The 26,255-nt window shown below is 71.9% G+C and carries 24 protein-coding genes and 2 tRNA genes; 15 read left to right on the top strand and 11 right to left on the bottom strand.

Going from position 1 to position 26,255, the window contains the following annotated elements:
- Positions 1-1,146 carry a ThiF family adenylyltransferase gene (locus tag AC5WAM_RS14590; RefSeq protein WP_495522829.1) on the bottom strand — a complete coding sequence of 382 codons (1,146 nt, stop codon included), beginning with the start codon at positions 1,144-1,146 and terminating at the stop codon, positions 1-3.
- Between the two features lie 358 nt (positions 1,147-1,504).
- Here AC5WAM_RS14590 and AC5WAM_RS14585 point away from each other — a divergent pair, with 358 nt between their 5' ends.
- The 4 genes from AC5WAM_RS14585 (at position 1,505) to AC5WAM_RS14570 (ending at position 5,460) form a co-directional block, all read left to right on the top strand.
- The gene (locus AC5WAM_RS14585) at positions 1,505-2,098 is read left to right on the top strand and encodes a M48 metallopeptidase family protein (protein ID WP_366790348.1); all 594 of its coding nucleotides are present in this window, start codon (positions 1,505-1,507) and stop codon (positions 2,096-2,098) included.
- Between the two features lie 142 nt (positions 2,099-2,240).
- A complete protein-coding gene (locus AC5WAM_RS14580) occupies positions 2,241-3,995 on the top strand; it encodes a TerD family protein (RefSeq protein WP_495522828.1) in 1,755 nt (584 codons plus the stop codon).
- 11 nt (positions 3,996-4,006) lie between these two features.
- Positions 4,007-4,690 carry an AIM24 family protein gene (locus AC5WAM_RS14575; protein WP_366790346.1) on the top strand — a complete coding sequence of 228 codons (684 nt, stop codon included), beginning with the start codon at positions 4,007-4,009 and terminating at the stop codon, positions 4,688-4,690.
- A 14-nt stretch (positions 4,691-4,704) separates the two neighbouring features.
- The gene (locus AC5WAM_RS14570) at positions 4,705-5,460 is read left to right on the top strand and encodes an AIM24 family protein (RefSeq protein ID WP_366790345.1); all 756 of its coding nucleotides are present in this window, start codon (positions 4,705-4,707) and stop codon (positions 5,458-5,460) included.
- A gap of 87 nt (positions 5,461-5,547) precedes the next feature.
- Here the strand turns inward: AC5WAM_RS14570 and AC5WAM_RS14565 are convergent, their stop codons facing one another.
- Both AC5WAM_RS14565 and AC5WAM_RS14560 read right to left on the bottom strand, forming a co-directional pair.
- Complete coding sequence (locus AC5WAM_RS14565; RefSeq protein ID WP_495522827.1) at positions 5,548-6,078, bottom strand: NUDIX hydrolase; 531 nt, start codon at positions 6,076-6,078, stop codon at positions 5,548-5,550.
- Positions 6,075-7,538 carry a zinc-dependent metalloprotease gene (locus tag AC5WAM_RS14560; protein WP_172386509.1) on the bottom strand — a complete coding sequence of 488 codons (1,464 nt, stop codon included), beginning with the start codon at positions 7,536-7,538 and terminating at the stop codon, positions 6,075-6,077. The genes AC5WAM_RS14565 and AC5WAM_RS14560 overlap by 4 nt, the downstream gene beginning before the upstream one ends.
- Positions 7,539-7,728: 190 nt before the next feature.
- Here AC5WAM_RS14560 and AC5WAM_RS14555 point away from each other — a divergent pair, with 190 nt between their 5' ends.
- The 4 genes from AC5WAM_RS14555 (at position 7,729) to AC5WAM_RS14540 (ending at position 11,038) form a co-directional block, all read left to right on the top strand.
- Positions 7,729-8,841, top strand: coding sequence for an SDR family oxidoreductase (locus AC5WAM_RS14555; RefSeq protein WP_172386510.1), 1,113 nt, complete (start codon positions 7,729-7,731; stop codon positions 8,839-8,841).
- A gap of 205 nt (positions 8,842-9,046) precedes the next feature.
- Complete coding sequence (locus tag AC5WAM_RS14550) at positions 9,047-9,511, top strand: molybdenum cofactor biosynthesis protein MoaE (protein WP_366790341.1); 465 nt, start codon at positions 9,047-9,049, stop codon at positions 9,509-9,511.
- Positions 9,512-9,665: 154 nt separating this feature from the next.
- Positions 9,666-9,845 carry a hypothetical protein gene (locus AC5WAM_RS14545; RefSeq protein WP_030683279.1) on the top strand — a complete coding sequence of 60 codons (180 nt, stop codon included), beginning with the start codon at positions 9,666-9,668 and terminating at the stop codon, positions 9,843-9,845.
- 98 nt (positions 9,846-9,943) lie between these two features.
- Positions 9,944-11,038, top strand: coding sequence for a YlbL family protein (locus tag AC5WAM_RS14540; protein ID WP_495522826.1), 1,095 nt, complete (start codon positions 9,944-9,946; stop codon positions 11,036-11,038).
- 86 nt (positions 11,039-11,124) lie between these two features.
- On the opposite strand, the gene AC5WAM_RS14535 is transcribed toward AC5WAM_RS14540, so the two are convergent.
- Entirely contained in the window at positions 11,125-11,682 is a 558-nt protein-coding gene (locus AC5WAM_RS14535) for a PPA1309 family protein (protein ID WP_366790339.1), read from the bottom strand.
- 126 nt (positions 11,683-11,808) lie between these two features.
- On the opposite strand from AC5WAM_RS14535, the gene AC5WAM_RS14530 reads away from it, so the two are divergent.
- The 4 genes from AC5WAM_RS14530 to AC5WAM_RS14515 all read left to right on the top strand — a co-directional run bounded on the left by AC5WAM_RS14530 (position 11,809) and on the right by AC5WAM_RS14515 (position 17,212).
- Complete coding sequence (locus AC5WAM_RS14530) at positions 11,809-14,769, top strand: UPF0182 family membrane protein (RefSeq protein WP_495522825.1); 2,961 nt, start codon at positions 11,809-11,811, stop codon at positions 14,767-14,769.
- 80 nt (positions 14,770-14,849) lie between these two features.
- Positions 14,850-14,923: transfer RNA gene (locus AC5WAM_RS14525), tRNA-Met, on the top strand.
- Positions 14,924-15,194: 271 nt separating this feature from the next.
- Positions 15,195-17,006 carry a tetratricopeptide repeat protein gene (locus tag AC5WAM_RS14520; protein ID WP_366790338.1) on the top strand — a complete coding sequence of 604 codons (1,812 nt, stop codon included), beginning with the start codon at positions 15,195-15,197 and terminating at the stop codon, positions 17,004-17,006.
- A gap of 132 nt (positions 17,007-17,138) precedes the next feature.
- A tRNA-Met gene (locus AC5WAM_RS14515) sits at positions 17,139-17,212 on the top strand.
- Between the two features lie 149 nt (positions 17,213-17,361).
- Here AC5WAM_RS14515 and AC5WAM_RS14510 read toward each other — a convergent pair.
- The gene (locus AC5WAM_RS14510) at positions 17,362-17,781 is read right to left on the bottom strand and encodes a Fur family transcriptional regulator (protein ID WP_172383724.1); all 420 of its coding nucleotides are present in this window, start codon (positions 17,779-17,781) and stop codon (positions 17,362-17,364) included.
- Positions 17,782-17,924: 143 nt separating this feature from the next.
- Here AC5WAM_RS14510 and AC5WAM_RS14505 point away from each other — a divergent pair, with 143 nt between their 5' ends.
- Positions 17,925-19,376: a catalase gene (locus AC5WAM_RS14505; RefSeq protein WP_366790337.1), complete on the top strand. Its 1,452-nt coding sequence runs from the start codon at positions 17,925-17,927 to the stop codon at positions 19,374-19,376.
- Between the two features lie 91 nt (positions 19,377-19,467).
- Here AC5WAM_RS14505 and AC5WAM_RS14500 read toward each other — a convergent pair whose 3' ends face one another.
- Entirely contained in the window at positions 19,468-19,881 is a 414-nt protein-coding gene (locus AC5WAM_RS14500; RefSeq protein WP_366790336.1) for a CBS domain-containing protein, read from the bottom strand.
- Positions 19,882-20,086: 205 nt separating this feature from the next.
- Positions 20,087-20,884 (bottom strand): histidinol-phosphatase, encoded by a 798-nt coding sequence (gene hisN / locus AC5WAM_RS14495; RefSeq protein ID WP_366790335.1) that lies wholly within the window; start codon positions 20,882-20,884, stop codon positions 20,087-20,089.
- A 146-nt stretch (positions 20,885-21,030) separates the two neighbouring features.
- Here hisN and AC5WAM_RS14490 point away from each other — a divergent pair, with 146 nt between their 5' ends.
- Entirely contained in the window at positions 21,031-21,660 is a 630-nt protein-coding gene (locus AC5WAM_RS14490; RefSeq protein WP_138961690.1) for a TetR/AcrR family transcriptional regulator, read from the top strand.
- Here the strand turns inward: AC5WAM_RS14490 and AC5WAM_RS14485 are convergent.
- The 4 genes from AC5WAM_RS14485 to AC5WAM_RS14470 form a co-directional block, all read right to left on the bottom strand.
- Positions 21,626-21,949: a DMT family transporter gene (locus AC5WAM_RS14485; RefSeq protein WP_138961691.1), complete on the bottom strand. Its 324-nt coding sequence runs from the start codon at positions 21,947-21,949 to the stop codon at positions 21,626-21,628. The genes AC5WAM_RS14490 and AC5WAM_RS14485 overlap by 35 nt on opposite strands.
- A 169-nt stretch (positions 21,950-22,118) precedes the next feature.
- Positions 22,119-23,129, bottom strand: a complete 1,011-nt coding sequence (gene rsgA, locus AC5WAM_RS14480; protein WP_366790334.1) for a ribosome small subunit-dependent GTPase A — start codon at positions 23,127-23,129, stop codon at positions 22,119-22,121.
- Between the two features lie 16 nt (positions 23,130-23,145).
- Positions 23,146-24,486: a 3-phosphoshikimate 1-carboxyvinyltransferase gene (gene aroA / locus AC5WAM_RS14475; protein ID WP_366790333.1), complete on the bottom strand. Its 1,341-nt coding sequence runs from the start codon at positions 24,484-24,486 to the stop codon at positions 23,146-23,148.
- A 180-nt stretch (positions 24,487-24,666) separates the two neighbouring features.
- Positions 24,667-25,389: a M50 family metallopeptidase gene (locus AC5WAM_RS14470; RefSeq protein ID WP_366790332.1), complete on the bottom strand. Its 723-nt coding sequence runs from the start codon at positions 25,387-25,389 to the stop codon at positions 24,667-24,669.
- Positions 25,390-25,438: 49 nt separating this feature from the next.
- On the opposite strand from AC5WAM_RS14470, the gene AC5WAM_RS14465 reads away from it, so the two are divergent.
- Positions 25,439-26,254: an SOS response-associated peptidase gene (locus AC5WAM_RS14465; RefSeq protein ID WP_366790331.1), complete on the top strand. Its 816-nt coding sequence runs from the start codon at positions 25,439-25,441 to the stop codon at positions 26,252-26,254.
- Position 26,255 lies beyond the last annotated feature (1 nt).

The raw sequence follows: 26,255 nt of genomic DNA, 5'->3' as shown, positions 1-26,255 counted from the left end.
TCAGGCGGTGACACCGGTCATTGTCCCGTGTGGCTCTCGATCCACGGCGGTGTCCTCCCCCTTAACGCGCTCACTCGCCCCACACGGGCAAGTAGCGTGCGCCGGTACGCGCTGGGCGCGCCAGGCGTAGCGCGGTGCCGCCGTCAGCCAGCGGACTCCCGTGAGGGAGGGTGCCGCGCCGTCCAGGAAGGCCAGTGCGTGTGCCGCCGCGAGGCCGGCCACGGTGGTGGACAGCGCCAGGTCGCAGGCGGGCACCTGGCGCCGGTGTCCCGAGTGCCACTGTGCCAGCATGCGCGGCCAGGCGGGGTCGCGGTCCGTCTCGGCCAGGGCGAGGCAGCTCGCGCAGGCGCTCACGCCCGGCAGCACCAGGGGACCGACCACGCCCGTGCCCTCGATCACGCCCGCGTACAGGTGCGGGGTTCCGGCGGCGAGCAGTGTCTCTGCTCCGGACGGAGCCGGGGCGTAGGCGTCGAGGCCGTCGCGCGGGGTGAGCAGGACCAGGGACAGCGGGTGCTCGCCGTCGGCTCTGTCCTCGGGGTGCCGTGGCGGGCGGCCCGGCGCGGCTCGGCGCGCGGACCGGCGGGCCGCTGCGTCCCTGCGCTGGCCGACGGAGTCGGCGGGTAGCCCGCCGGGAGCGACGTCCCAGGGTTCGACGCACCCTCCGTCCCGCACGTCCACCTGGCCGACCCCCGCGCCGGACAGGACCGACGCCACGACCGCGCCCACGCGGCCGGTGCCCTGCACGCGCACGCGGGTGGCCCGGCGGGCGGCCAGTTTGCGGATGGCGTCGTGGGGGCGGGGGGTGACGGCCGACAGGGCGGCCAGATCCGGGCGCAGCCGGTCCAGGGTGTCCGGGCGGGCGCGCAGGGCCTCGGCCGCCGGGCCGCCGTCCGTCGCGTCATCGAGCAGACCGGCGTGGTCCAGGCGCTGGAGCAGCGCGTCCACGTGTCCATCGGGCAGGCCCATTCTCCTGGCTTCCGCGCGCAGCAGGGGCAGGCCCCGGGTGCCGTCGAGGAGCGTGAGGAAGCTGCCCGTCGCGGTGTCCACGGGGCCGAGTACGCGGGCGTGGGCGGGTGTCACCCCGAACTGGACCGTATTGAGATCGCGCCAGCCGCGTCGTAGCGCGGGCTTGAGGATCGGATGCATGCGTTCCCCCGTGTCATGCCGAGCCGAGTCATGCCGTGTGGTGTCGTTCTGCGTTTGGTGTCGTCGTGCGTCGTGCGTCGTGCGTCGTGCGTCGTGCGTCGTGCGTCGTGCGTCGTGCGTCGCGCAGTGCCGTGCAGTGCCGCGCCGCGACGTGCCGTCCTGGGTGTGCGGGCCGTGTGGCGGGACGTTGCCGTTCGACGGTCAGCATGCCCGTCCGGGCCGGGGCGTGCTCGGGGTTGTCCACAGGCGGCGAGTGTTTGTCGTACTAATCGAGCTAATCGAGCGCACGGGGAGGGGATCGATAGCGAACCGTCCCGGAGGCGGGACTTCCCGCTTGTCGAACGGGTAACGTCAAGGCGTGCCCGCCGACCCACTGCACCGCGGAAGTCCACAGCGCAGCGCGACCAGCCCGCCGTCGTCCGGCCCGGCGGCGACCGCGGTCGAGGTGCGACGGAGCGCCCGCCGACGCAGAACGGTCTCGGCGTACCGCGAGGGGGACCGCACGGTCGTCCTCATCCCCGCCCGGATGTCCGCGGCGGAGGAGCAGCGTTGGGTGACCGTCATGCTGGACAAACTGGCCGCGCAGGAGAGCAAGCGGGTCCTCGGGGACAGTGAGCTCGCCGAGCGGGCGCGGCGGCTCTCGGAGCAGTTCTTCGACGGCAGGGCGCGCCCCACGTCCGTGCGCTGGGTGACGAATCAGAACACCCGGTGGGGCTCGTGCACGCCCTCGGAGGGCAGCATCCGTCTGTCGCACCGGTTGCAGGGCATGCCCGAGTACGTGGTCGACTACGTCCTGGTCCACGAGCTCGCGCATCTGCTGGTCCCGGGGCACGGGCCGCGTTTCTGGCAGCTCCTGGAGGCCTATCCGCGCACGGAGCGCGCCCGCGGCTACCTCGAAGGAGTGGCTGCCGCGGACCGGCTGCCGCACCTGCCCGCCGCCCGGGAGGAGTGACCGGGGGCCTCGGCGCGGCAGGGCGGGCGGGGCACCCCGCGGTGGTTGTGTACCGGGTCTGTACCGGCTTCGTCCGTTGTCGGACTTTGCGGTTAGCCTGGCGCGACGCATTCACCATCGGGATGGGGGACGGTCGTTACGTATGCCCAGGGAATTCCAACGCGGCCATAAGGCCAAGATCAGTGACCTCACCGCAGGGACCGACCTGTACGTCGGTGTGCACATCGCTGCCCCCGGGCTGACCTTCGACATCAGCTGCTTCGGCCTCGACGCGGACGAGCGGCTGTCCGACGACCGCTACTTCATCTTCTTCAACCAGCCGAAGTCCCCGGAGGAGTCGCTGCAGCTCCTGGGCGCGCAGGCCGGTGACAACGAGTCCTTCCGCGTCACCCTCGACCGGATCCCGCCGCAGATCCAGAAGCTGTCGTTCACTGCTGCGATCGACGGCGCCGGGCAGATGTCCCAGCTCGCCTCCGGCTACATCCGGATCGTCGCGGGCGGCGAAGAGGTGGCCCGGTACGCCTTCGACGGCTCGGAGTTCTCCACCGAGCGGGCGCTGATGCTCGGCGACTTCTATCTGAAGGACGTGTGGCGCTTCGCCGCGATCGGGCAGGGCTTCGACGGCGGCCTGGACGCGCTCCTGCGGAACTTCGGCGGAGAGGTCGCCGAGGAGGAGCCCGCGGCGCCCGCGCCGCAGGCCCAGGCGCAAGTGCCCGGTTTCGCACCGCCCGGCGGCGCCACGCCGCCGCCTGCCTTCGCAGCCCCTGCGGCCCCCGCCCCGGCGGCTCCGGCCCCTGCGGCCCCCGCCCCAGCGGCTCCGGCCCCCGCTCCCACCCCGGCGCCCGTCCCGCACACCCCGCCCCCGGCGAACATGACGCCCCCGCCCGCGCCGGTCCCGCCCGCGCCGATCGCGTCCACGCCCGTCCCGCCCGCCCCGTCCGTGCACTCCGCGCAGACCATCGTCGCCCCGCTGGGCCAGCCGGGCGCCCCGGTGCCGCCCCCGGCCCCCGTGCCGCCCCAGGCCCCGGCGCCGTACGGGCAGCCGCACGGTTACGGCCAGCAGCCCTCGGCACCCCTGCCGCCCGGCTACGGCCAGCCGTCCGCGCCGCCGCCTCCGGGGTACGGCCAGCCCGCCGCGCCTCCGCCGCCCGGCTACGGACAGCAGCCTCCGGCGCCGGTGCCCGGCCAGGCCCCGCCGCCCTTCGCACAGGGCGTCCCGGCAGCGGCCCCGCAGGGTGCCGGTGTGGCCGCCGCGCTGCAGAAGTACCGCGAGGCGGGCACGGGCCAGCGCTGGACGCAGCAGAACGAGAAGCTGGTCCGCATCGACCTGAACGTCGGCGGCCAGCCCGTGCTCGCCCGACAGGGCAGCATGGTGCTCTACCAGGGCAAGGTCGAGTTCAGCTACAAGGGCGCGGGCTTCGCGGGCCGCGTCGTCGGCAACGCCACCGGCCAGGAGATGCAGCTGATGCGCTGCACGGGCCGCGGCCAGGTCTTCCTCGCCGAAGAGGGCACCCATCTGCACCCCGTCGAGCTCCAGGGGGACGCCCTCTGCGTCTCCGCGGAGAACGTCCTCGCCTTCGACGAGTCCCTCCAGCACGAGGTGCGCCGCATCGAGGGGCACGGCATCCCCGGGGGCGCGCTGTTCGTCATGCAGTTCCAGGGCAGCGGCACCGTCGTCGTGAAGACGCACGGCATGCCCGTCGTGCTGCCGGTGACCCCGACCACCTTCGCCGACTGCCACGCCGTCGTCGCCTGGTCGGCCGCCGCACAGGCAATCGTTTCCAGCCAGGTCAGGCTGCGGGCGAACGCCTCCGCGGGCGCCACGGGGGAGAGCGTGAACCTCCAGTTCCGCGGCGCGCCCGGCAACTTCATCGTCGTCCAGCCGTACGAGGTCTGAGGGAGCCCGTCATGAACCAGCACCAGCTCACGGGCTTCGCCCCGGCCCCGGTGGCCGCCCGCATGGAGAACCACGGCCACCACATGCTCAAGGTGGCCATGCAGACCGGAAACGACCTCTTCGCGCGCGTGGGGTCGATGGTCGCCTACGAAGGGTTCGTGCAGTACGAGCCGAACCCGCCCGCCGTCCGCCAGATCGCCCGCGACTGGATCACCGGCGAGGGCGCGCCCCTGATGAAGTGCTCCGGAGACGGCCTGCTGTACCTCGCCGACTACGGGGCGGACGTCGTCGTCATCAACCTGGCGGGCGACTCGCTCTCGGTGAACGGCACCAACCTCCTCGCCTTCGACGCGAGCCTCCAGTGGGGCGTCGAGCGGGTCAAGGGACTCGCGAAGTTCGCGGGCCAGGGCCTGTGGAACATCAAGGTCTCCGGGCAGGGCTGGGTGGCGCTGACCTCGCGCGGCACGCCCATCGTCGTCGACTGCGGCCGCGGCGAGGACGAGACGTACGTGGACCCCGACGCCCTGATCGCCTGGTCGCCGAACCTGAAGGTGAAGGGCAAGCGCAGCTTCAAGGCCGGTTCCCTCATCGGGCGCGGCAGCGGCGAGGCCTACCAGATGGGCTTCTCCGGGGAGGGCATCGTCGTCGTACAGCCCAGTGAGGACAGCACCGACCGCCTCCGGATCCGGAGCTGAGGGGGAGCACCACCATGCAGAGCTCGCTTTTCGCGCACTCCGAGCAGCAGTCCCAGGAGCGCTACACCGTCCAGAACCCGCAGCTGCTGCGCGTCGCCCTGGAGGGCCACGACGACGTACTCGCCCGCAAGGGCGCCATGGTCGCCTACCAGGGGCTCATCGAGTTCGACGCCGAGTTCCAGTCCGGCGGGCAGCGGCGCGCCCGGGCGCACACGGGTGAGGGCCTGGACCTGATGCGCTGCCACGGCCAGGGCACCGTCTACTTCGCGAACCTCGCCCAGTACATCCACGTCGTGGACGTGGAGCAGGACGGCCTGACGGTGGACAGCTCCTACGTCCTCGCCATGGACTCCTCGCTGTCCCACCAGGTGATCGCGGTGGACAGCCAGTACGGGATCTCCGGCTCCGGCAAGTACCAGCTGAACATCACCGGGCGCGGCAAGGTCGCCCTGATGACCTCCGGGCAGCCGCTGATGCTCCAGGTCACCCCGGACCGGTACGTCAACGCCGACGCGGACGCGATCGTCGCCTGGTCCAGCGGGCTGCGGGTGCAGATGCAGGCGCAGACGCACTCCTCGGGCGTGTGGCGGCGCCGCGGCAACACCGGCGAGGGCTGGGAGCTCAGCTTCATGGGGCAGGGCTACGCGCTCGTCCAGCCCAGCGAGCTGCTGCCGCCGCAGCACGCCCAGATCGGCCAGGGGGCGGCCGCCCAGTTCGGCATGGGCCAGCAGGGCGCCCGGGGGCAGAACCAGAGCAACGTCTGGAACTGAGCCCGACCCCCAAGGGCCCGACCCCTATCGGTAAGGGGCGGTCGCCATGGCGACCGCCCCTTACCCATGCCGCCTCTCAGGAGGCCGTCACACCGACAGGCGCTCCCGCGTGGCCTCCACGAGCCGGACGACGGACGTGTCGGCCACGTCCGCCACCTCGTCGTACGCGAACCAACGCAGGTCCAGGGACTCGTCGCTGATCGCCGCCACCGCGCCGGTCGGTGCGAGCGCGGCGTACTGCACGTCCAGGTGCTGGGTGCAGGGGCCCGGGATCGGATGGCGGTCCAGGCGCACCGGGCCGCCCGGCAGCAGCGTCAGGCCCTCCACGCCGGACTCCTCGGTGGCCTCGCGCAGCGCCGCCTGGGCGAGGGTGCGGTCGTCCGGCTCGCAGTGGCCGCCCATCTGGAGCCACATGCCCAGCTTCTTGTGCAGCGTGAGCAGCACGCGCCCGCGGGCCGGGTCGACGACCAGCGCGCTGGCCGTCACATGGCCGTCCGTGCAGGCCTTCCACATCCCGTCGTCCGGGTGGGCCGACAGATGGTCCAGGTAGTACTGCCGCAGGTCTTCCTGGTGCTCGTACGCCTTCAGGACGAGCACCGCGTCGTCGCGCAGAGTCACTTGCCGTCGTCGTCCTTGCCCTCGGGGGAGCCGCCCTCGGCGGAGTCGTCACCCTTCGTGAGGTCCGGCTTGCCGGAGGCGCTGCCGTGCGCCGCCTCGCCGAGCATCTTGTCCAGCTCGGAGAAGTCCAGCTGCTCGCGGTGCACGAAGCCGTCCGGGTCGTCCAGGTCGGACGCCGTCGGGAGCATGTCCGGGTGCGCCCACAGGCCGTCGCGGCCGTCGACGCCGCGCGCGTCCGTGAGCGAGGCCCACAGGCGCGAGGCGTCCCGCAGCCGGCGCGGGCGCAGCTCCAGGCCGATGAGCGTCGCGAAGGTCTGCTCGGCGGGCCCGCCGGTGGCACGGCGGCGGCGCAGCGTCTCACGCAGCGCGTCGGCCGACGACAGGCGCGGCTTGGCCGCCGCGTGCACGACCGCGTCCACCCAGCCCTCGACGAGCGCCAGGGCCGTCTCCAGGCGGGCCAGGGCGGCCTTCTGCTCGGGGGAGTCCTCGGGCTGGAACATGCCCTGCTGGAGGGCTTCCTGAAGCTGCTCCGGGTTCTGCGGGTCGAACTGGCCGACGACGTCTTCCAGCTTGCTGGTGTCGACCTTGATCCCGCGGGCGTAGCCCTCGACGGCGCCGAACAGGTGCGAGCGCAGCCACGGCACGTGCGCGAAGAGCCGCTGGTGGGCGGCCTCGCGCAGGGCCAGATACAGCCGCACCTCGTCCATGGGGACGCTGAGGTCCTTGCCGAACGCGGTCACGTTCACCGGCAGGAGGGCCGCGCGGCCCGCCGGGCCCAGGGGCAGGCCGACGTCCGTGGAGCCCACGACCTCGCCCGCGAGGACGCCCACGGCCTGGCCGATCTGCTGGCCGAACATGGCGCCGCCCATGGAGCGCATCATGCCGATCAGCGGGCCCGCCATGGCCTGCATCTCCTCGGGCAGGACGTCGCCCATGGCCACGCCGACGCGCTCGGCGACAGGGTCGACGAGCTCCTTCCACGCCGGCAGGGTCGCCTCGACCCACTCGGCGCGGCTCCAGGCCACGGCCGTGCCGGAGCCGGAGGGCAGGGAGGTCGCGTCGTCCAGCCAGAGGTCGGCCAGGCGCACGGCCTCCTCCACGGCGGTCCGCTCGGCGGGCCCGACGCTGGCGTCCTTGGTGCCGTCCGCCGTGCCCTGGGCGACGGTCTGGCGGGCGATGTCCTTGGCCATGTCCCAGTTCACGGGACCGCCCTCGTACGACAGCATCTGGCCGAGCTGCTGGAAGGCGGCGCCCAGGTCGCTGGGGTTCATCGAACCGAACATCGCGGCGAACGGGTTGTCCCCGCCGCCGGGGCCGCCCAGGCCGGGCACACCGAAGCCGAACGGGTTCCCGGGGCCACCGGAACCCTGTCCCCCTCCGGGGGTGTCCTTCTTCTTGCCCTCGTCGCCGTCCTCCGGCTCCTCCGGCGGAAGGCCGAATCCGAATGGGGTGTCACTCACGGGTTTCCTCGGCTCGTAAGGCCACCGGATGGGTCCGGCGGCGGCTGCCCGACAACACCACCCAGCGTAGACACCGCGACGGGATCGGGCCTCGGTGCTTCGCCGCCTCGGGGGCTGCGGCAGGATGGATGCCACCTGGTACGTACGCGTCATTCGCATACGTACTGAAGACAACCGCTGGAGACGCCCGGTGAGTTCCCCAGATCCGCAGGTTCGCGCAGCGCGAAACCCTTCGACCCCGGCCCCCGTCCGCGGGCCTGTCGTCGCCGTGACCGGCGCCGCGGCGGGCGTCGGCGCGCTGCTGACCGAGCGCCTGGCAGAGTCCGACGAGATCAAGCAGGTCGTGGCCATCGACGAGCGGCGCGGCGAGTGCGCGGCGGCCCAGTGGCACATCCTGGACGTCCGCGACCCCGCGATCGCCGAGAAGCTGCGCGGCGTGGACGTCGTCGTGCACCTCGCGCTCGACCTCGACCTGGAGACCGACGGGGCGGCCCGTACCGCGTACAACGTACGGGGTACGCAGACCGTGCTGACCGCGGCCGCCGCCGCGGGGGTGCACCGGGTCGTCCTGTGCACCTCGGCGATGGTCTACGGAGCGCTCGCCGAGAACGAACTGCCCCTCTCCGAAGACGCCGAATTGCGGGCGACCGCGGAGGCGACCGGCGTCGGCGACCTCCTGGAGATCGAGCGGCTCGCCCGGCGCGCGCCCCGGGCCCATCCCGGCCTGAACGTCACCGTGGTGCGGCCCGCCGTGCTCGTCGGCGGCACCGACACCGCGCTGACCCGCTACTTCGAGTCGCCGCGGCTGCTCGTCGTCGCCGGGTCCCGGCCCGCGTGGCAGTTCTGCCACGTCGAGGACCTGTGCAGCGCCCTGGAGTACGCCGTCCTGGAGAAGGTCGAGGGCGAGCTGGCCGTCGGCTGCGACGGGTGGCTGGAGCAGGAGGAGGTCGAGGAGCTCAGCGGGATCCGGCGCATGGAACTGCCGTCCGCCGTCGCCCTCGGCGCGGCCGCGCGACTGCACCGCATCGGGCTGACGCCGTCCCCGGCGGGGGACCTGGCGTACACGATGTACCCCTGGGTCGTCAGCGGGAGCCGGCTGCACGACGCGGGGTGGCGGCCGCAGTGGACCAACGAGGAGGTCCTCGCGGAGCTGCTCGAGGAGGTCGCGGGGCGGCGGACCGTGGCGGGGCGGAGGCTCGGGCGCAAGGACGCGACGGCCGCGGGGGCTGCGGGGGCCACTGTGGCACTGCTGGGCACCGCCGCCCTGGTGCGGCGGGCCCGGAAGGCGCGGCGGCGGCTCTGAGGGCCCCTCCGGGGCCCTGAACCCCCGGCTGAGCCTTCTTCTGCCCTTGCTCGCCGTGGTGGGCCGTGCCCGCCCGTTCCAGCTGCCCACAGCCGGGGGGCGCCAAGGGGCGTGTGTCAGGTCGTAGGGATGGCCAAGTCGGGCGTGTGGAGCCTGGGGGATAGCGGTATTCCGTCGGGTCCGGGGCGTGCGGCACCATGGCCCCATGGCACGTACTCCGATCGATCACCCGGGTGAGCAGGCCGCCGACGAGCCGATCCGGCTGCTGTCCGTCCGGGACACTCCGCTGTCGCTGGACGAGGTCTTCCGGGCCGTCGGTGACGACGCCGCGGGCGGCACGGCCCTGTTCGTCGGGACGGTGCGCAACCACGACGGGGGCGCCGACGTGGACGCCCTCGCGTACTCCAGTCACCCCACCGCCGAGGCCGAGCTGCGGCGGGTGGCGGAGAAGGTCGTCGCGGACTTCCCCGTGCGCGCCCTGGCCGCCGTGCACCGCGTCGGCGCCCTCACCGTCGGTGACCTCGCGGTCGTCGTCGCCGTCTCCTGCCCGCACCGGGCCGAGGCCTTCGCGGCCTGCCGCAAGCTGATCGACGACCTCAAGCACGAGGTGCCCATCTGGAAGCACCAGACGTTCTCCGACGGCCAGGAGGAGTGGGTCGGCGCCTGCTAGCCCTGGGGGGGGCGGCCCTCGCAGGCGACTGTGCGGGTGGTGCGTCCGCGGAACTCCGGTTGCGTAACCGGACCCCTGCCGTGAGCGTTGTCGGAGCGGCGGGTTAATCTGCTGATCAGTCAGTTGTGGTCGCTCATGGGGTCGGGAGGTCGACATGGCATCACTTGCCTGGTTGCTCATTCCACTTCTGGCGGCGGTCGGAGCTGGTCTGTGGGCCCTATTGGCCCATCGCAACCGCGAGAGCGGGAAGACCGGCGACATCAGCGAGCTGAACGGCTACGCGGCGTTCCGCAAGGCGATGGAGAAGACCCACTCGGGTACCGACGCCGTCTGAACCGCGGTCCCCGCGACGCCCGGGGGACCGCCCAGCGCCCTGCCCGTACGGACCGGCCCCGGGGGTGCCCTCACAGGACCGTCCCGTACTGTCGTTCCATGCCACGCCGCACGGCGACGCTGCTCGCCTCCACCCTGATGCTCATCGCGCTGCTCTGCGCGGGAGTGCTCATCAAAGTGCCGTACTCGGAGATGTCCCCCGGGCCGACGGTGAACACCCTGGGTGACCACGACGGCGAGCCGGTACTCCAGATCTCGGGCCGCAAGACGTACCCGACGACCGGTCACCTGAACATGACGACGGTCCGGGTCACCAGCGCCGACTACAAGATGAACCTCGCCGAGGCCGTCTACGGCTGGCTCTCGCACGACAACATCGTCGTGCCCCACGAGACGCTGTACCCGGACGGCAAGACCGAGCAGGAGTCGACCCGGGAGAACGCCGAGGAGTTCAGCCAGTCCCAGGAGAGCGCGAAGGTCGCCGCCCTGAAGGAACTGGACATCCCGGTGAAGTCCCAGGTGATCGTGGGCAGCGTCTTCAAGGACAGCCCGGCCGAGGGCCGACTGCACGCGGGCGACGTCATCAGGAGCGTGGACGGCACGGCCGTGAAGAAGACCACGGACGTCGCGAAGCTCGTCACCCGGCACAAGCCCGGCGAGGCCGTCACGTTCACCGTCGTACCGGTCAAGGAGGCGGCCGCCGCCGAGAAGGCGGGCAAGGAGCCGACCAAGACCGAGGACGTCAAGATCACCACGGACATGTCCGACGACGAGGGCAAGGCCCGGGCGATCGTCGGCATCCAGGCCGGGACCGACCACACCTTCCCGTTCACCATCGACATCAAGCTCGCCGACGTGGGCGGGCCGAGCGCCGGCCTGATGTTCGCGCTCGGGATCGTCGACAAGATCACACCCGGCGACCTCACGGGCGGCAAGTTCGTCGCGGGCACCGGCACGATCGACGACGACGGCAAGGTCGGCCCGATCGGCGGCATCGCGATGAAGACCGTGGGCGCGCGCGACAAGGGCGCGGAGTACTTCCTCACGCCCAAGGACAACTGCGCGACCGCCGCGAAGGACGTCCCCGACGGGCTCACGCTGGTCAAGGTCGACACCATCGACGACGCGGTGAAGTCCCTCGACAAGATCCGCAAGGGAGACACCGCCGGTCTGCCGCAGTGCACCAAGGGCTGAGCCCACGGAAACGGCCGCGGCCGGGGCGGTCGACCCCGGCCCCGGCCACGTACCCGGTCAGATGCTGTGGAGCGCCCGCGGAGCGGCTACTCCGCGAACGTCGCGGTCAGCGCCTCCGCGAGGCCCGGCACCAGGTCGGAGCCGGTCAGGACCTCCGTGGCGGAGTCCTTCTCGCGCAGCCGCAGGGCCGAGTCGCGCGCGCCGTCGCGCAGCACCGCGACCGTCATGCGGACCTCCTGGCGCTCGGGGTGCTTCGCCACCCACGCGGCGAGCTGCTTCTCGCTCAGATGCTGCGGAACGGACGCCTCCGCGGACGGCGGGAGCATCAGGCGCTCCACGGTGAGGGCGCAGCCCGCGACGGAGTCGGGCCAGGCGATGGTGCCGAGGAACTCGTCGAGCGCGGCCCCGGCGGGCAGCTCCTCCTGCTCGATGGGGGTGAGCGGCGCGGCCGAGCCGTCGTCGGGGAGGCCGAGGCGGTCGGCGAGGCCGGGCTCCTGGGTGCGCAGTCGCGCGGTGTCCACCAGGGCGAAGAGACGGGCGGGCTGATCCCAGCCGAGGCTCGCGACGTACTCGTCGATTTCGAGCACGGCGCGGGTGAGCGGGCTCGCGGCCATCGGAGGGCCGGAGGGGGAAACGTTGGGCATGCCCAATATCCTGCCTGGTTCAGACCCCGGAACGGGAACTGAGTAAAGCGTCGGTAAGTTGCATCAGTGGGCTCTACGATCGCGGGGCCCGATTCAGCCACAGCTACAGCTACAGCGAACTTCGAGGTGCGCACCTTGGCTTTCCAGATGCCGGACCGCGGCGGAGGCCCGACGGGGCCACGGATCAGAGTGGGCCGACCGTCCCGTCGTGTCCGGACCCTGCTTTTGACGCTCGGCGTCCTGGCCGTGCTGGCCATGGCGTTCGTCATGTTCGCGGGGTTCTGGACGGACTGGCTCTGGTTCCGCTCGGTCGGCTACTCATCGGTCTTCACGACGACCCTGTCGACCAAGATCGGCCTGTTCTTCGTCTTCGGCCTCCTCATGGCGGCCGCGGTCGGTGTGAACATCTGGCTGGCGCACCGGCTGCGCCCGCCGCTGAGCGCCATGTCGATGGAGCAGCAGAGCCTCGACCGGTACCGCATGGCGATCGCGCCGTTCAAGAAGTGGCTCCTCATCGGGATCACCGCGCTCGTCGGCCTGATCGCGGGTGCCTCCGCCGCGGGCCAGTGGCGCACCTGGCTGATGTGGGTCAACGGCGTGCCGTTCGGCCAGAAGGACCCCCAGTTCCACCTGGACGTCTCCTTCTTCGCCTTCGACCTGCCCTGGTACCGCTTCCTGCTGGGCTTCGGCTTCGCGGCCACGGTCCTCTCCGTGATCGCCGCCGCCCTGACGCACTACCTGTACGGCGGCCTGCGCATCACCAGCCCCGGCGGCCGGGCCACGGCCGCGGCGACCGGGCACCTCTCGGTGCTGATCGGCATCTTCGTGGCCCTCAAGGCCGTCGCGTACTGGCTCGACCGGTACGGCCTCGCGGTGAAGTCCAGTGACTTCAAGGCGACCGACAACTGGACGGGCCTCAGGTACGTCGACGCCAACGCCTATCTGCCGGCGAAGACGATCCTGTTCTGCATCGCCGTCATCTGCGCGCTGCTGTTCTTCGCCACGCTGTGGCGGCGCACCTGGCAGCTGCCGGTCATCGGCTTCGGCCTGATGGTGCTCTCCGCGATCCTGATCGGCGGCCTGTACCCGGCCATCGTCCAGAAGTTCCAGGTCCAGCCGAACGAGCAGGCGAAGGAAGCCCCGTACGTCGAGAAGAACCTGGAAGCGACGCGCAAGGCGTACGACATCGGCGGCACCGACGTGAAGAAGTACCCGGGCGTGAGCACCACCCAGGACACGTCGAAGCTGCGCACCGCCGCCACCGACGCCGCCAGCTTCCGCCTGCTCGACCCGAACATCGTCTCGCCGACCTTCCAGCAGCTCCAGCAGATGAAGGCCTACTACGGCTTCCCGTCGAACCTGGACGTCGACCGCTACAAGGACAAGGACGGCAAGGAGCAGGACACCGTCATCGGCCTGCGCGAGCTGGACCTGAACGGCGTCCAGAAGAACAACTGGATCAACGACCACTTCCGCTACACCCACGGCTACGGCGTCGTCGCGGCCAAGGGCACGGAGGCGAAGGGGTCGGGCGAGCCGGTCTTCACCGAGTCCGACCTGCCCTCCAAGGGCAGTCTGCCGCGGTACCAGCAGCGCATCTACTACGGCGAGAAGACCACCCAGTACTCGATCGTCGGCGGTCCGCAGAAGGAGATCGACTACTCGGACGACAGCGGCGAGAAGACGACCAGCTACAAGGGCAAGAGCGGCGTCAACCTCTCCAACCCGCTGAACAGGGCCGCGTACGCGGTGTCGTTCGGCGAGCCCCAGATGCTGTACTCGGGCGCGATCGGCGAGGGCTCGCGGATCCTGTACAACCGCACGCCCAAGGAGCGCGTCGAGGCGGTGGCCCCCTGGCTGACGATCGACGGCGACGCCTACCCGGCGGTGGTCGACGGCGAGATCCAGTGGATCGTCGACGCCTACACGACGACGAACGGCTATCCGTACGCGTCGCGCACCACGCTCGGCGACACCACGGCCGACTCCCTCACGGCGCGGAACAACCAGCGTCAGGTGGTCGCCCAGCAGAACCAGGTCAACTACATCCGCAACTCGGTGAAGGCGACCGTCGACGCGTACAGCGGTGACGTCAAGTTGTACGAGTGGGACACCGAGGACCCCATTCTGAAGACGTGGCGCAAGGCGTTCCCGGACACCGTCAAGGACAAGAGCGAGATCTCGCCGGCCCTGATGGACCACCTGCGCTACCCGCAGGACCTGTTCAAGGTCCAGCGCGAGCTGCTCACCCGCTACCACGTGAAGGACGCCGACACGTTCCTCAGCGGCAGCGAGGTGTGGGAGGTCCCGAGCGACCCGACGAACCAGACGTCCAGCGCCGTCCCGCCGTACTACCTGAGCATGAAGATGCCGGGCAGCAAGAAGCAGGACTTCTCGCTGACGACGACCTTCGTGCCCAACAAGCGGAACAACCTGAGCGCCTTCATGGCGGTCAACGCGGACGCGGGCTCACCGGACTACGGCAAGATGCAGATCTTGAAGATGCCGACCGACAGAACGGTCGACGGTCCGAAGCTCGTCCAGAGTCAGTTCAACTCCGACAAGGACATCGCGGAGCAGATCAGACTCCTCAAGGGCGGCGACTCCGAAGTCGACTACGGCAATCTCCTTACCGTGCCCCTGGACGGCGGCCTGCTCTACGTGGAGCCGGTCTACGTCAAGGGCGGTGGGCTCAAGTACCCACTCCTGAAGCGCGTCCTCGTCACCTACGGAGACAAGATCGCCTTCGAGAGCACCCTGGACAAGGCGCTCAACGTGGTCTTCGGAACCGAAGGGGCGACTCCCGTCGAGCCACCGGACAAACCGGGCAGCGGTGACAAGGAGAAGCCCGACAAGCAGAAGCCGCCGACGTCGGACAACCCCGACCTCCAGAAGGCCATCGACGACGCCCAGAAGGCGATCGACGAAGGCAAGGAGGCCCTCAAGGACGACGACTGGGAGGCCTACGGCAAGGCCCAGGCCAAGCTCCAGGAGGCCCTGGAGCGCGCCGAGGACGCCCAGTCCGGCCAGCCGAAGAAGAGCGACAAGGGCGAGAAGGGCGGCAAGGGCGGGGGCGGCGGCGGATAGCCGCTCACCCCGGACGCCCGGGGCGCGCGGACAGCGCGCGGGACCCACCCCGCGCCGTGATACGGTGACGTACACAACGGCGCGGGGTGGAGCAGCTCGGTAGCTCGCTGGGCTCATAACCCAGAGGTCGCAGGTTCAAATCCTGTCCCCGCTACTCGCGACGAAGGCCCGGATCCTGTCACAGGATCCGGGCCTTCGTCATGCCATCGTCATGCCTTCGTCACGATCGGCGCGCCCCCTCCGCAACGCACTCATGCCGGTGTCCCATGCCAGTGATGTGGGGTTCGTGCGAAGAGTGGTCCGGGCGGGGGGAGTTGAGGGAAGCTGTGTTTCACTTATCTCTCTGTGGGCATGTCGACAAAACGCTGAAGTGACCTCACTGGCTGCGGTATACCAGGTGTACCCAGGTTGCAGGTGGTGCGACGATGGACGTTATGGGGGACAAGGCAACTCTGTTGGAGACTGGGCGTTTTGTGCCGTCGGCCGACCGGGACGACCCGGGGGCCGCCGCGGAAGAGATGCAGCACCGGGTCGCGGCCGAGGCCGGGGACGTGGACGCGATGAGCGTCCTGGGGAGCCTGCTGCTGCGCCGCGGTGATCTCGACGGCGCCGAGTCCTTGCTGCGTGCGGCGACCGCCGCCGGTGACCGCGCCGCGGCCAACAACCTGGGTGTCCTCCTGCACCAGCGCGGCTATGTGGAGGAGGCCGCCGGATGGTGGCGGATCGCCGCCGTCGCCGGCTCGGCCGCCGCGGCCCACGCGCTCGGCAGGCACCACCGCGAGCGCGGTGACGAGCCCGCGGCCGAGTACTGGCTGCGCCAGTCTGCCGAGCAGGGCCACACCCTCGGCGCGTACGCGCTCGCCGACCTCCTGGAGCACCGGGGCGACGTCGGCGCGGAGCGCTGGATGCGCACCGCCGCCGAGCGCGGGCACCGCGAGGCGGCCTACCGCCTGGCCCGCGCCCTCGACCGGCGTGCCGAGCAGGAGCCGCCCGGCGAGGTCGGCGTCCGCCCCGGCGCGGGTCGCTCGCCGCTCGACGAGGCCGAGCAGTGGTACCGCCAGGCCGCCGCGCGCGGCCACCGCCGTGCCGCGCTGCACCTCGGCGCCATCCTGGAGAAGCGCGGCGAGCTCAAGGAGGCCGGGCGCTGGTACCTGACCTCCGCCAAGGACGGCGAGGCCAAGGCCGCGTGCGCCCTCGGCTTCCTGCTGCGCGACGCGGGTGACGAGACGAACGCCGCCGTGTGGTGGCTCAAGGCCGCCCAGGACGGCGACGGCAACGCGGCCAACGCGCTGGGTGCGCTGCACGCCGAGCGCGGCGAGACCCAGACCGCCGAGCGCTGGTACCGCGCGGCACTGGACGCGGGCGACGTGAACGGCGCGTACAACCTGGGCCTGCTGTGCGCCGAGCAGAAGCGCACCGCGCAGGCCGACCAGTGGTACCGCCGCGCCGCCTACGCCGGACACCGCGAGGCGGCGAACGCGCTCGCCGTGCTGCTGCTCCAGGGCGGCGACGCCCTCGGCGCCGAGCCGTGGTTCTCCAAGGCCGCCGAGGCAGGCAGCGTGGACGCCGCGTTCAACCTCGGGATCCTGTACGCGAGCCGGGGCGACGACGCGGCGGCGCTGCGCTGGTACGAGCGGGCCGCGGCCGCGGGGCACACCGACGCCGCGCTCCAGGTCGGCACGGCGCGCCTGCGCGACGGCGACGAGCAGGAGGCCGAGCGGCACCTGCGGTGCGCCGCGGGCGGCGGCAGCGCGGAGGCCGCCTACCGCCTCGGCACGGTGCTCGACGCGCGCCGCCCGGCCGCGGCCGCGCCCGCGCTCGGGGAGCCCGCGGCGCGCAAGACGGAGTGCGAGGAGTGGTACGAGCGCGCGGCCCAGCAGGGGCACCGGCGGGCCCAGGTGCGGGTCGGGATGCTCGCCGCCGGGCGGGGCGACGTGGTCGAGGCGGCGCGGTGGTACCGCCTCGCGGCGGAGGCCGGGAGTCGCAACGGCGCGTTCAACCTGGGCCTGCTCCTCGCACGCGAGGGCAGCGAGCCGGAGGCGGCGCTGTGGTGGACGCGCGCCGCCGACGCCGGGCACGGCCGGGCCGCCCTGCGGCTCGCCCTGCTGTACGCCCGCCGGGGGCAGCTCGCGGAGGGGCAGCGGTGGGCCTCGCGGGCGGTGGAGCTCGGGCCCGCGGAGGTCGCCGAGCGGGCGGGGCGGCTCGGCGAGGCGCTGCGGCAGGAGCTGTCGGCGTAGCGGCCCGGCGAGGGACGCCGGGCCCGCGCGGGGCGGCCGGTGCCGGGCCGCGGCCCCTGGCGGACCGGTCGCCCACCGCCGCGGAAGGGATTTGCGCTGGTCGTGGGCTTGGCGTACTGTTGGGTTCACCGACGCGGGGTGGAGCAGCTCGGTAGCTCGCTGGGCTCATAACCCAGAGGTCGCAGGTTCAAATCCTGTCCCCGCTACTGAAGGCCGAAGGCCCGGAACCGATCAGGTTCCGGGCCTTCGGTGTGTCCGGGCACGCCCGGAGCGAGTGATGCCCGGAACGAGCCAGGCCCGGAACGAGTGAGGCCCGGCACCCCCAGGGGTGCCGGGCCTCACTCGCGTCGTCCGCTCAGGCGCTCGTCGCGCACGCGGGGCACACGCCCCGGTACGTGACCTCCACGTCCGAGATCGTGAAGCCGAAGCGCTCGGAGTCCGGGAGGACCGAGAGCGGGTTGCCCGTCGGGTGGACGTCACGGATCGCGCCGCACCGGGAGCACACCAGGTGCTGGTGCGGCCGGTGCGCGTTCGGGTCGTACCGCTTGGCTCTGCGGTCCGTGCTGACCTCGAGGATCTCGCCGAGCGAGACCAGCTCGCCCAGGGTGTTGTAGACGGTCGCCCGGGAGATCTCCGGCAGCTTCACGACGGCACGGGCATGTACCTCGTCCGCCGTCAGATGCACGTGGTCCCCATCGAGGACCTCGGCCACGACGCGCCGCTGTGCGGTCATCCGCCAGCCGCGTCCGCGCAGTCGTTCCAACAGGTCGCTCATGAATCCAGCCTAACAGGCAGGGGACCTAGGTCCCGACTGAGTGTGACTTTGGAAGTCCACTTGACTTAGACAATGTCTATCGTAGGATCGAGTTCGGCAAACGCCAAGGGACAGGACTTGCAGTAATGACGCAGGAGGCGCACGTGACGCAGGGACACCTCACCACCGAGGCCGGAGCGCCGGTCGCCGACAACCAGAACAGCGAGACCGCGGGCGTCGGCGGTCCCATGCTGCTCCAGGACCAGCACCTCCTGGAGAAGCTGGCGCACTTCAACCGCGAGCGGATCCCGGAGCGCGTGGTGCACGCGCGGGGCGCGGGCGCTTATGGCACGTTCACGGTGACGGCGGACGTCACCCCGTACACGCGCGCCGCGTTCCTCTCCGAGATCGGCAAGGAGACCGAGGTCTTCCTGCGCTTCTCCACGGTCGCGGGCAACCTCGGCGCCGCCGACGCGGTGCGTGACCCGCGCGGCTTCTCGCTGAAGTTCTACACCGAGGAGGGCAACTACGACCTCGTCGGCAACAACACCCCGGTCTTCTTCATCCGGGACGCCATCAAGTTCCCCGACTTCATCCACACGCAGAAGCGCGACCCGTACACGGGCTCGCAGGAGGCCGACAACGTGTGGGACTTCTGGGGGCTGAGCCCGGAGGCCACCCACCAGGTGACCTGGCTCTTCGGTGACCGCGGCATCCCGGCGTCGTACCGGCACATGGACGGCTTCGGCTCGCACACCTTCCAGTGGAGCAACGAGGCGGGCGAGGTCTTCTGGGTCAAGTACCACTTCAAGACCGACCAGGGCATCAAGAACCTGACCGCCCGGGAGGCGGAGGCGCTCGCGGGCAAGGACCCCGACTCGCACCAGCGCGACCTGCGCGAGTCCATCGAGCGCGGCGAGTTCCCGACCTGGACCGTGCAGGTCCAGATCATGCCCGCGGCCGACGCGGCGACCTACCGCTTCAACCCGTTCGACCTCACCAAGGTGTGGCCGCACGCGGACTACCCGCCGGTCGAGATCGGCAAGCTGGAGCTCAACCGCAACCCGGAGAACGTCTTCGCCGAGGTCGAGCAGGCGATCTTCTCGCCCGCGCACTTCGTCCCCGGCATCGGCCCCTCGCCGGACAAGATGCTCCAGGGCCGCCTTTTCGCGTACGCCGACGCCCACCGCTACCGCGTCGGCATCAACGCCGACCACCTGCCGGTGAACCGCCCGCACGCCACGGAGGCCCGCTCCTACAGCCGTGACGGCCATCTGTACGACGGCCGCCACAAGGGCGCCAAGAACTACGAGCCGAACTCCTTCGGGGGCCCGGCCCAGACCGGCCGGCCGCTGTGGGAGCCGACCGCCGTCACCGGGAGCACGGGCAACCACGTGACGCCCGTGCACGCCGAGGACGACGACTTCGTCCAGGCGGGCAATCTGTACCGCCTGATGGCCGAGGACGAGAAGGAGCGGCTGATCGAGAACCTCGCGGGCAGCATCGCGGGCGTCTCGCGCGCCGACATCGCCGAGCGCGCCATCGGCAACTTCCGCCGGGCGGACGAAGACTTCGGCAAGCGCCTGGAGGCCGCGGTCCAGGCCCTTCGCGGCTGAGAACCCAAGCCCTTGCCGTAGGTGACGGGCCGGGCCCCCTCGGGGGTCCGGCCCGTTCGCCGTGTCCGGGCGGTGGTGCTCGGGGCGGTGCTCAGCGGGCCGTGAACTCGGCCACCGGGGCGGGGCGGTGACGGCCCGGGGCCCAGCAGCGGATGATGTCGCGCACGGAGACGATGCCCACCGGCTCGTCGTGGTCGAGCACCACGAGGTGCCGGAAGCCGCCGTGGGTCATCGCCTCGGCGGCGTCCTCCAGGGTCCAGGCGGGGCCCGCGTAGACGACGGAGGTCGTCGTGTGCGCGCTCGCGGTCTCGAAGTCCGGGTTCTGGCCGCGGCCGAGGGAGTTGAGGACGTCGCGCTCGGTCAGGATGCCGAGGCCGCAGGTGTCGGGGTCGAGGACGACGGCCGCGCCGACGCGGCGCGCCGACATCAGCCGGGCCGCCTGACGGAGGGTGTGCGCGGGGCCGATGGTGAGGACCAATGTGCTCATGGCGTCACGGACGAGCATGGGCTTGAGCCACCTCCTTGGGGAGCCCTTTGCCCTCGGCATGCCTGGAGTAGGGAACCGCATTGCCAAGAGAAAGGATTCACAAGTTCACAAGCGGGGGGACTCTCAGAGTCGCAGCGAAACGGAAGGCCAACAAGGGGGCGCGTGCGCCCAGTTCGGGGGCGCGCGGCCCCGGGCTCGATCCCGACGCCGGCCGGGTCCCGGCCTACGGACGGTTCAGATAGGCCAGCATCTCGTCGTGGAGCAGCCCGTTCGACGCCGCCGCGTTGCCGCTGTGCGGGCCGGGGGCGCCGTCGAGACCGGTGAAGCGGCCGCCCGCCTCCGTCACCACGATCGCGTTCGCCGCCATGTCCCACAGGGACAGCTCCGGCTCCGCGCAGAAGTCGATCGAGCCCTCGGCGACCATCATGTACGGCCAGAAGTCGCCGTACGCACGCGTGCGCCAACAGGCGCGGGTGAGGTCGAGGAAGGAGTTCAGGCGCCCCCGCTCCTCCCAGCCGCTGAGCGAGGAGTACGCGAAGGACGCGTCCTGGAGCCCGCTCACCTCGGAGACGCGCAGCCGGGTCGCGGAGGACAGGCTGCGGCCGGTGTACGCGCCGCCGCCCTTCGCGGCCCACCAGCGGCGGCCGAGCGCGGGCGCGGAGACGACGCCGACCACCGGCTGGTAGCCCCCCTCGCCCGCCTCCATCAGGGAGATGAGCGTGGCCCAGACCGGCACGCCGCGTACGTAGTTCTTCGTGCCGTCGATCGGGTCGATGACCCAGCGGCGCGGGCCCGTGCCCTCGATGCCGTACTCCTCGCCGAGGATCGCGTCCCGCGGCCGGGCGCGCTGGAGCTGTCCGCGGATCAGCTCCTCGGCGGCCTTGTCGGCCTCGCTGACCGGCGTCATGTCCGGCTTGGTCTCCACCCGGAGGTCGAGGGCCTTGAACCGGCCCATCGTCGCGGCGTCGGCGGCGTCCGCGAGGACGTGGGCGAGGCGCAGATCATCGTGATAGTCGGGCATGGGTGAACAGTATCGATCTCGTTTCGCGCGAGCCACAGCGCGTATCGGGCGCCGCCCGCCGTACCCCTTGACAGTGCCTCGTGGCGCGTCAAACCTGGCCAGCAGAACCGCACGGGCCGCCCGGCCCTGGGCAGCGGGAGGCGACGATGCCTGCAGCGCGGGAATCACTGCTCGACGCGGCGTACACCGCACTGGCCCGCAGGCCGTGGGCGGGTGTGCGCATGGTCGACGTGGCGGCGGTCGCCGGGGTGTCCCGGCAGACCCTGTACAACGAGTTCGGCAGCAAGGACGGCCTCGCGCGGGCCCTGCTCCGGCGCGAGACCGACACCTATCTGCGGGGGGTGGAGCGGGCGCTCGCGCAGGCTCGCGACCCCGTGGACCGGCTGGCCGCGGTGAGCGCGTGGACGATCGGCGCCGCCCGCGACAACGCCCTGGTGCGGGCGGTGCTCACCGGCTTCTGGAGCGAGCGCCTGCCCGCGCCGAGCCGGGCCGTGGTGTCCAGCTCCCCGGTGCCCGCGCAGCGCCGCGCGGACGCGGGCGTGCCGAGCCCGGCCGAGCTGCTCGTCCAGGTGCGCGACCGGGCGATGGCCGCGCTGACCGAGCGGGGCCGCCCCTCGGAGACGGAGGAGCTGGCGCGGGCCTGCGAGAGCGCGGTGCGCGTCGCGCTGTCCTACGTCGTGGCGCCCGGCGGGCGGGACGAGGACTCGGTCCAGCTGGTCCGGCGGGTGGTGCTGCGCGGTCTCAGTGGGCCGAGCCCGACAGCTGGAGGCCGATGACGCCGAGGATCACCAGCGAGATCGAGAGGATCTTGAGGGTGGAGACCAGGTCACCGAGGAAGATCATGCCGTAGATGGCCGTGCCCGCGGCGCCGATGCCCGTCCACACCGCGTACGCGGGGCCCACGTCCAGCTTCTTCAGGGCCAGCGTGAGCAGGCCGAAGCTGCCGAGCGCGAAACAGGCGAAGGCGATGGTGGGCCAGACGCGGGTGAAGCCGTGCGACAGCTTCAGGCAGACCGCGAAGCCCGTCTCGAGGATCCCGGCGACGATGACCAGCAGCCACGCCATGGTTGTGCCTCCCGCATCCGTACGACCCGTACGTTCCGTGACTGCTTCGCCAAAGCTTGGAACAATCTTGGTGCGATTATGCACTTACCGAAGCGGCGCGGGCGTAAACAACGCGAAGGCCGGGTCACCCGGGGGAGATCCGGTCCGCCGAAGGGCGGCCCCCGCGCCGTCAGTCGCCCTCGCGCCGCTCCCGGGTGGCGAGCAGCCGGCGCAGCGAGTAGAGCCGCGCCGGATCCGCGTGGCCCTCGGCCACCCACGCGTCGAGCGCGCAGTCGGGCTCGTCGTGGCTGCACGCGCGCGGGCAGTTCTCGGTGCCGGGCTCCAGGTCGGGGAAGGCGTGGATGACGCGCGAGGGGTCCACGTGGTGCAGGCCGAAGGAGCGCACGCCCGGGGTGTCGATCACCCAGCCCTCGCCGTCCGCGAGGGGCAGGGCGAGCGCGGACGTGGTGGTGTGGCGGCCGCGGCCGGTCACCGCGTTCACATGGCCGGTGCTGCGCCGCCGCTCCTCGGGGACCAGGGCGTTCACGAGGGTGGTCTTGCCGACGCCGGAGTGCCCGACGAACGCCGTGACCTTGCCGTCGAGTTCGGCGCGCACCCGGGCCACCGCCGCGCCGCTCTCCAGCTCCTCGCGGCTCGTGACGACGTACGGGATGTCCAGGGCGCCGTACAGCTCCAGGAGCTTGTCCGGCGGGGCGAGGTCGGACTTCGTCATGACGAGGAGCGGGGTGAGCCCGCCGTCGTACGCGGCGACCAGACAGCGGTCGATCAGGCGCGGGCGCGGCTCGGGGTCGGCGAGCGCGGTGACGATGGCGAGCTGGTCGGCGTTGGCGACGGCCACGCGCTCGAACGGGTCGTCGTCGTCCGCCGTGCGGCGCAGCACCGAGGTGCGCTCCGCGATGCGGACGATGCGGGCGAGGGTGTCCTTGTCGCCGGACAGATCGCCCACGAGGGCCACCTGGTCGCCGACCACCGCGGCCTTGCGGCCCAGCTCGCGGGCCTTCATCGCGACCACGATCCGGTCGTCGACCAGACAGGTCAGCCGGCCGCGGTCGACGGTGAGGACCATTCCGTCGGCCGCGTCCTCGTGCTTGGGGCGGATGTTCGTACGGGGACGGTTGCCCTTGCGGTTGGGGCGGACCCGGACGTCGTCCTCGTCGGTGTGCTTGCCGTAGCGGCGCATGGTTCCAGTCCGCCCGTCAGTTCCCGAGCATCCCGGTCCACAGGTCGGGGAAGTCGGGCAGCGTCTTCGCCGTCGTCGCGACGTTCTCGATCTGTACGCCCGGCACGGCGAGGCCGATGATCGCGCCCGCCGTGGCCATGCGGTGGTCGTCGTAGGTGTGGAAGACGCCGCCGTGCAGCTTGCGCGGGCGGATGTGCAGGCCGTCGGCGGTCTCGGTGACGTCACCGCCCAGCTCGTTGATCTCCTTGGTGAGGGCGGCGAGCCGGTCCGTCTCGTGCAGCCGCAGATGGGCGACGCCGCGCAGCGTGGACGGGGAGTCGGCGAGGGCCGCGACGGCGGCGATGCCCGGGGTCAGCTCGCCGACCTCGCCGAGGTCGGCGTCGATGCCGTGCACCGAGCCGGAGCCGGTGAACGTCAGGCCGTGCTCGGTCAGCTCGCAGGAGCCGCCCATCTCGGTGAACAGCTGCCGCAGCGCGTCACCGGGCTGGGTGGTGCGCGTGGGCCAGTCGGGGATGGTCACGCGGCCGCCGGTGATCAGGGCCGCCGCCAGGAACGGCTGGGCGTTGGACAGGTCGGGCTCGATCGTCAGGTCGCGGCCGAGCAGGGCGCCCGGTGTGACCCGCCAGACGTTCGGCTCGCCGCCCGCCTCGGGGGTGTCGACCTGGGCGCCCGCGGAGCGCAGCATGTCGACGGTCATGCGGATGTGCGGCATGGACGGCAGGGTGCTGCCCACGTGCCGCACCTCCACGCCCTGGTTGAAGCGCGGGCCCGAGAGCAGCAGCGCGCTCACGAACTGCGACGAGGAGGAGGCGTCGATCTCGACCTGGCCGCCGTCCAGGGCACCGCCGCCGTGCACCGTCAGGGGCAGCGCGCCGCGGCCGTCGTCGTCGACGCGGGCGCCGAGGGCGCGCAGGGCGTCGATCACGCCGTGCAGCGGGCGCTCGTAGGAACGGGGGTCGCCGTCGAAGCGGATCGGGCCGTCGGCCAGGGCCGCGACCGGCGGCAGGAAGCGCATCACCGTGCCCGCGTTGCCCACGTCGACGGTGACCGGGCCGTGCAGGCCCGACGGGATGACGCGCCAGGCCTCGCCGGAGGCGTCCGGGCTCCCCGCGGCGGTGGAGCTGGACGAGACCGTCTCCTCGATGCCGACGCCCATGGCGCGCAGGGCGCCCGCCATGAGGAGGGTGTCGCGGGAGCGCAGCGGCCGGCGCAGCCAGCCGGGCTCGGCGGCGAGGGCGGCCAGGACGAGAGCGCGGTTGGTGACCGACTTGGAGCCCGGCACGTGGACCGTCGCGGCGACGGCTCCGCTCGCGTGCGGGGCGGGCCAGAGGGCGGTGTGCGTCGGGTTCACGGTCATGCCCCTCACTTTAGTGGCTGGCGACGACCACAGAACTTGATCAAAAGTGGCGAAATACAGGCGAAACCGCGAAGCGCGGAGCGGTTCCCGGGAATTGCCGTAGTGGGTCGCGGGTCGCCCGGGGCCCTCCGGGGCCGGTCGCGCCCGCGCGATGCGGCGGCACGGCCCCGTGGCGCCGGGTCACACGGTGAGCAGCCAGCGCCCGCCGCCTATCAGCGAGCACAGCGACACGGCGTGGAACAGGAAGAGCCACAGGCCCGCCGGGACGTGCGTCAGCCGGGCCAGCTGGTCCGCGTCGGAGTCCCCGGCGCCCCCGTGCCGCCGCTTGGCCTGGAGCTCGAAGGCGGGCCGCACGCCGCCCAGGAGCAGGAACCACACCACCGCGTACGCGAAGGCGGCCTGTACGTCGGTGCTCGCCAGCCAGGAGACGACCAGGAAGGCGCCGCCCGCCAGGACCATCGTGAGCGCGCCGTACGCGTTGCGGATCATCACCAGCATCGCGGCGAGCAGGGCCGTGGCGATCCACAGGAAGGCCGTGATGTGCCCCTGGGAGAGCAGCGCCGCGCCGCCGAGGCCGAGCAGCGGGGGAGCGGTGTAGCCCGCGGCGGCGGTGAGGATCATGCCGAGGCCCGAGGGTTTGCCGCGGCTGACGGTCAGGCCGCTGGTGTCGGAGTGCAGCCGGATGCCGTCCAGGCGGCGGCCGGTGAGCAGGGCGACCAGGCCGTGGCCGCCCTCGTGCGCGATGGTGATGGCGTTGCGGGCCACGCGCCAGACGCCGTGCGGGACGACGGCGGCGAGCGCGACGACGCCGGTGGCGATCACCAGCCACTGCTCGGGCGCGGACTGCGTGCCGAAGACGCGGTCCCACAGGTCGCTCAGGCTGGCGGAAGCGGTGGTGTGCATTGCTCGGTTGGCTCCCTGTCGTGTGCCGCGGCGTGGCAGTGTTGCACGTATGTGCGGACGGTATGCATCGAGTCGTAGGCCCGAGGATCTCGCAGGAATCTTCGAGGTCCAGAAGTGGGAGCCGCAGGAGACCCTGGAGCCGGACTACAACGTCGCTCCCACGAAAGAGGTCTACGCCGTCCTCGACCGTCCCCTGAAAGACGCCGCGGACAAGGCTCCGGTTCGCCAGCTGCGCAAGCTCAAGTGGGGACTGGTGCCGTCCTGGGCCAAGACGCCGGAGGGCGGCGCGCGGATGATCAACGCGCGCGCGGAGACGGTGCACGAGAAGCCCTCCTACCGCCGGGCCTTCGCCGCGCGGCGCTGCATCCTGCCGGCCGACGGCTATTACGAGTGGGTGACCGCGGCCGCCGAGCGCGAGCTGGAGGTCGAGGGCAAGAAGAAGCGGCCCCGCAAGCAGCCGTACTTCGTGCTGCCCGCCGACGGCTCCGTGTTCGCGATGGCGGGCCTGTACGAGTTCTGGCGCGACCGCACGCTGCCCGACGAGCACCCGCTCGCCTGGTGGGTGACCTGCTCGGTGATCACCACGGAGGCGGAGACCACCCCGCTCGGCGTCGCCCCGGAGGGCGGGCCCGGCTCGCTCGCGGACATCCACCCGCGCATGCCGCTGATGCTCACGCCCGACCGCTGGGACGCCTGGCTCGACCCGGCGCGCACCGACGTGGAGGACGTGCGCCCGCTCCTGGAGCCGCCGCCCGCCGGGCTCATGCGCGCCTTCCCCGTCTCGACGGCCGTCAGCAACGTCCGCAACAACGGTCCGGAGCTGCTGAAGGAACTGGACGGCCCCGAAGAGGGCACACTCTTCTGAC

The organism is Streptomyces sp. JLYT201, assembly GCF_059448825.1.
Note: the sequence above shows the minus strand (reverse complement) of the source record. Positions and strands in the feature narration are given on the sequence as shown.

Coding starts and splice junctions, on each gene's coding strand:
- AC5WAM_RS14490 (WP_138961690.1), top strand. CDS start 21,031: ATGCCTGCAGCGCGGGAATCACTGCTCGACGCGGCGTACACCGCACTG.
- AC5WAM_RS14520 (WP_366790338.1), top strand. CDS start 15,195: ATGGACGTTATGGGGGACAAGGCAACTCTGTTGGAGACTGGGCGTTTT.
- AC5WAM_RS14510 (WP_172383724.1), bottom strand. CDS start 17,781: ATGAGCGACCTGTTGGAACGACTGCGCGGACGCGGCTGGCGGATGACC.
- rsgA (WP_366790334.1), bottom strand. CDS start 23,129: ATGCGCCGCTACGGCAAGCACACCGACGAGGACGACGTCCGGGTCCGC.
- AC5WAM_RS14575 (WP_366790346.1), top strand. CDS start 4,007: ATGAACCAGCACCAGCTCACGGGCTTCGCCCCGGCCCCGGTGGCCGCC.
- AC5WAM_RS14570 (WP_366790345.1), top strand. CDS start 4,705: ATGCAGAGCTCGCTTTTCGCGCACTCCGAGCAGCAGTCCCAGGAGCGC.
- AC5WAM_RS14500 (WP_366790336.1), bottom strand. CDS start 19,881: ATGCTCGTCCGTGACGCCATGAGCACATTGGTCCTCACCATCGGCCCC.
- hisN (WP_366790335.1), bottom strand. CDS start 20,884: ATGCCCGACTATCACGATGATCTGCGCCTCGCCCACGTCCTCGCGGAC.
- AC5WAM_RS14485 (WP_138961691.1), bottom strand. CDS start 21,949: ATGGCGTGGCTGCTGGTCATCGTCGCCGGGATCCTCGAGACGGGCTTC.
- AC5WAM_RS14550 (WP_366790341.1), top strand. CDS start 9,047: ATGGCACGTACTCCGATCGATCACCCGGGTGAGCAGGCCGCCGACGAG.
- AC5WAM_RS14470 (WP_366790332.1), bottom strand. CDS start 25,389: ATGCACACCACCGCTTCCGCCAGCCTGAGCGACCTGTGGGACCGCGTC.
- AC5WAM_RS14580 (WP_495522828.1), top strand. CDS start 2,241: ATGCCCAGGGAATTCCAACGCGGCCATAAGGCCAAGATCAGTGACCTC.
- AC5WAM_RS14465 (WP_366790331.1), top strand. CDS start 25,439: ATGTGCGGACGGTATGCATCGAGTCGTAGGCCCGAGGATCTCGCAGGA.
- AC5WAM_RS14590 (WP_495522829.1), bottom strand. CDS start 1,146: ATGCATCCGATCCTCAAGCCCGCGCTACGACGCGGCTGGCGCGATCTC.
- aroA (WP_366790333.1), bottom strand. CDS start 24,486: ATGACCGTGAACCCGACGCACACCGCCCTCTGGCCCGCCCCGCACGCG.
- AC5WAM_RS14540 (WP_495522826.1), top strand. CDS start 9,944: ATGCCACGCCGCACGGCGACGCTGCTCGCCTCCACCCTGATGCTCATC.
- AC5WAM_RS14535 (WP_366790339.1), bottom strand. CDS start 11,682: ATGCCCAACGTTTCCCCCTCCGGCCCTCCGATGGCCGCGAGCCCGCTC.
- AC5WAM_RS14545 (WP_030683279.1), top strand. CDS start 9,666: ATGGCATCACTTGCCTGGTTGCTCATTCCACTTCTGGCGGCGGTCGGA.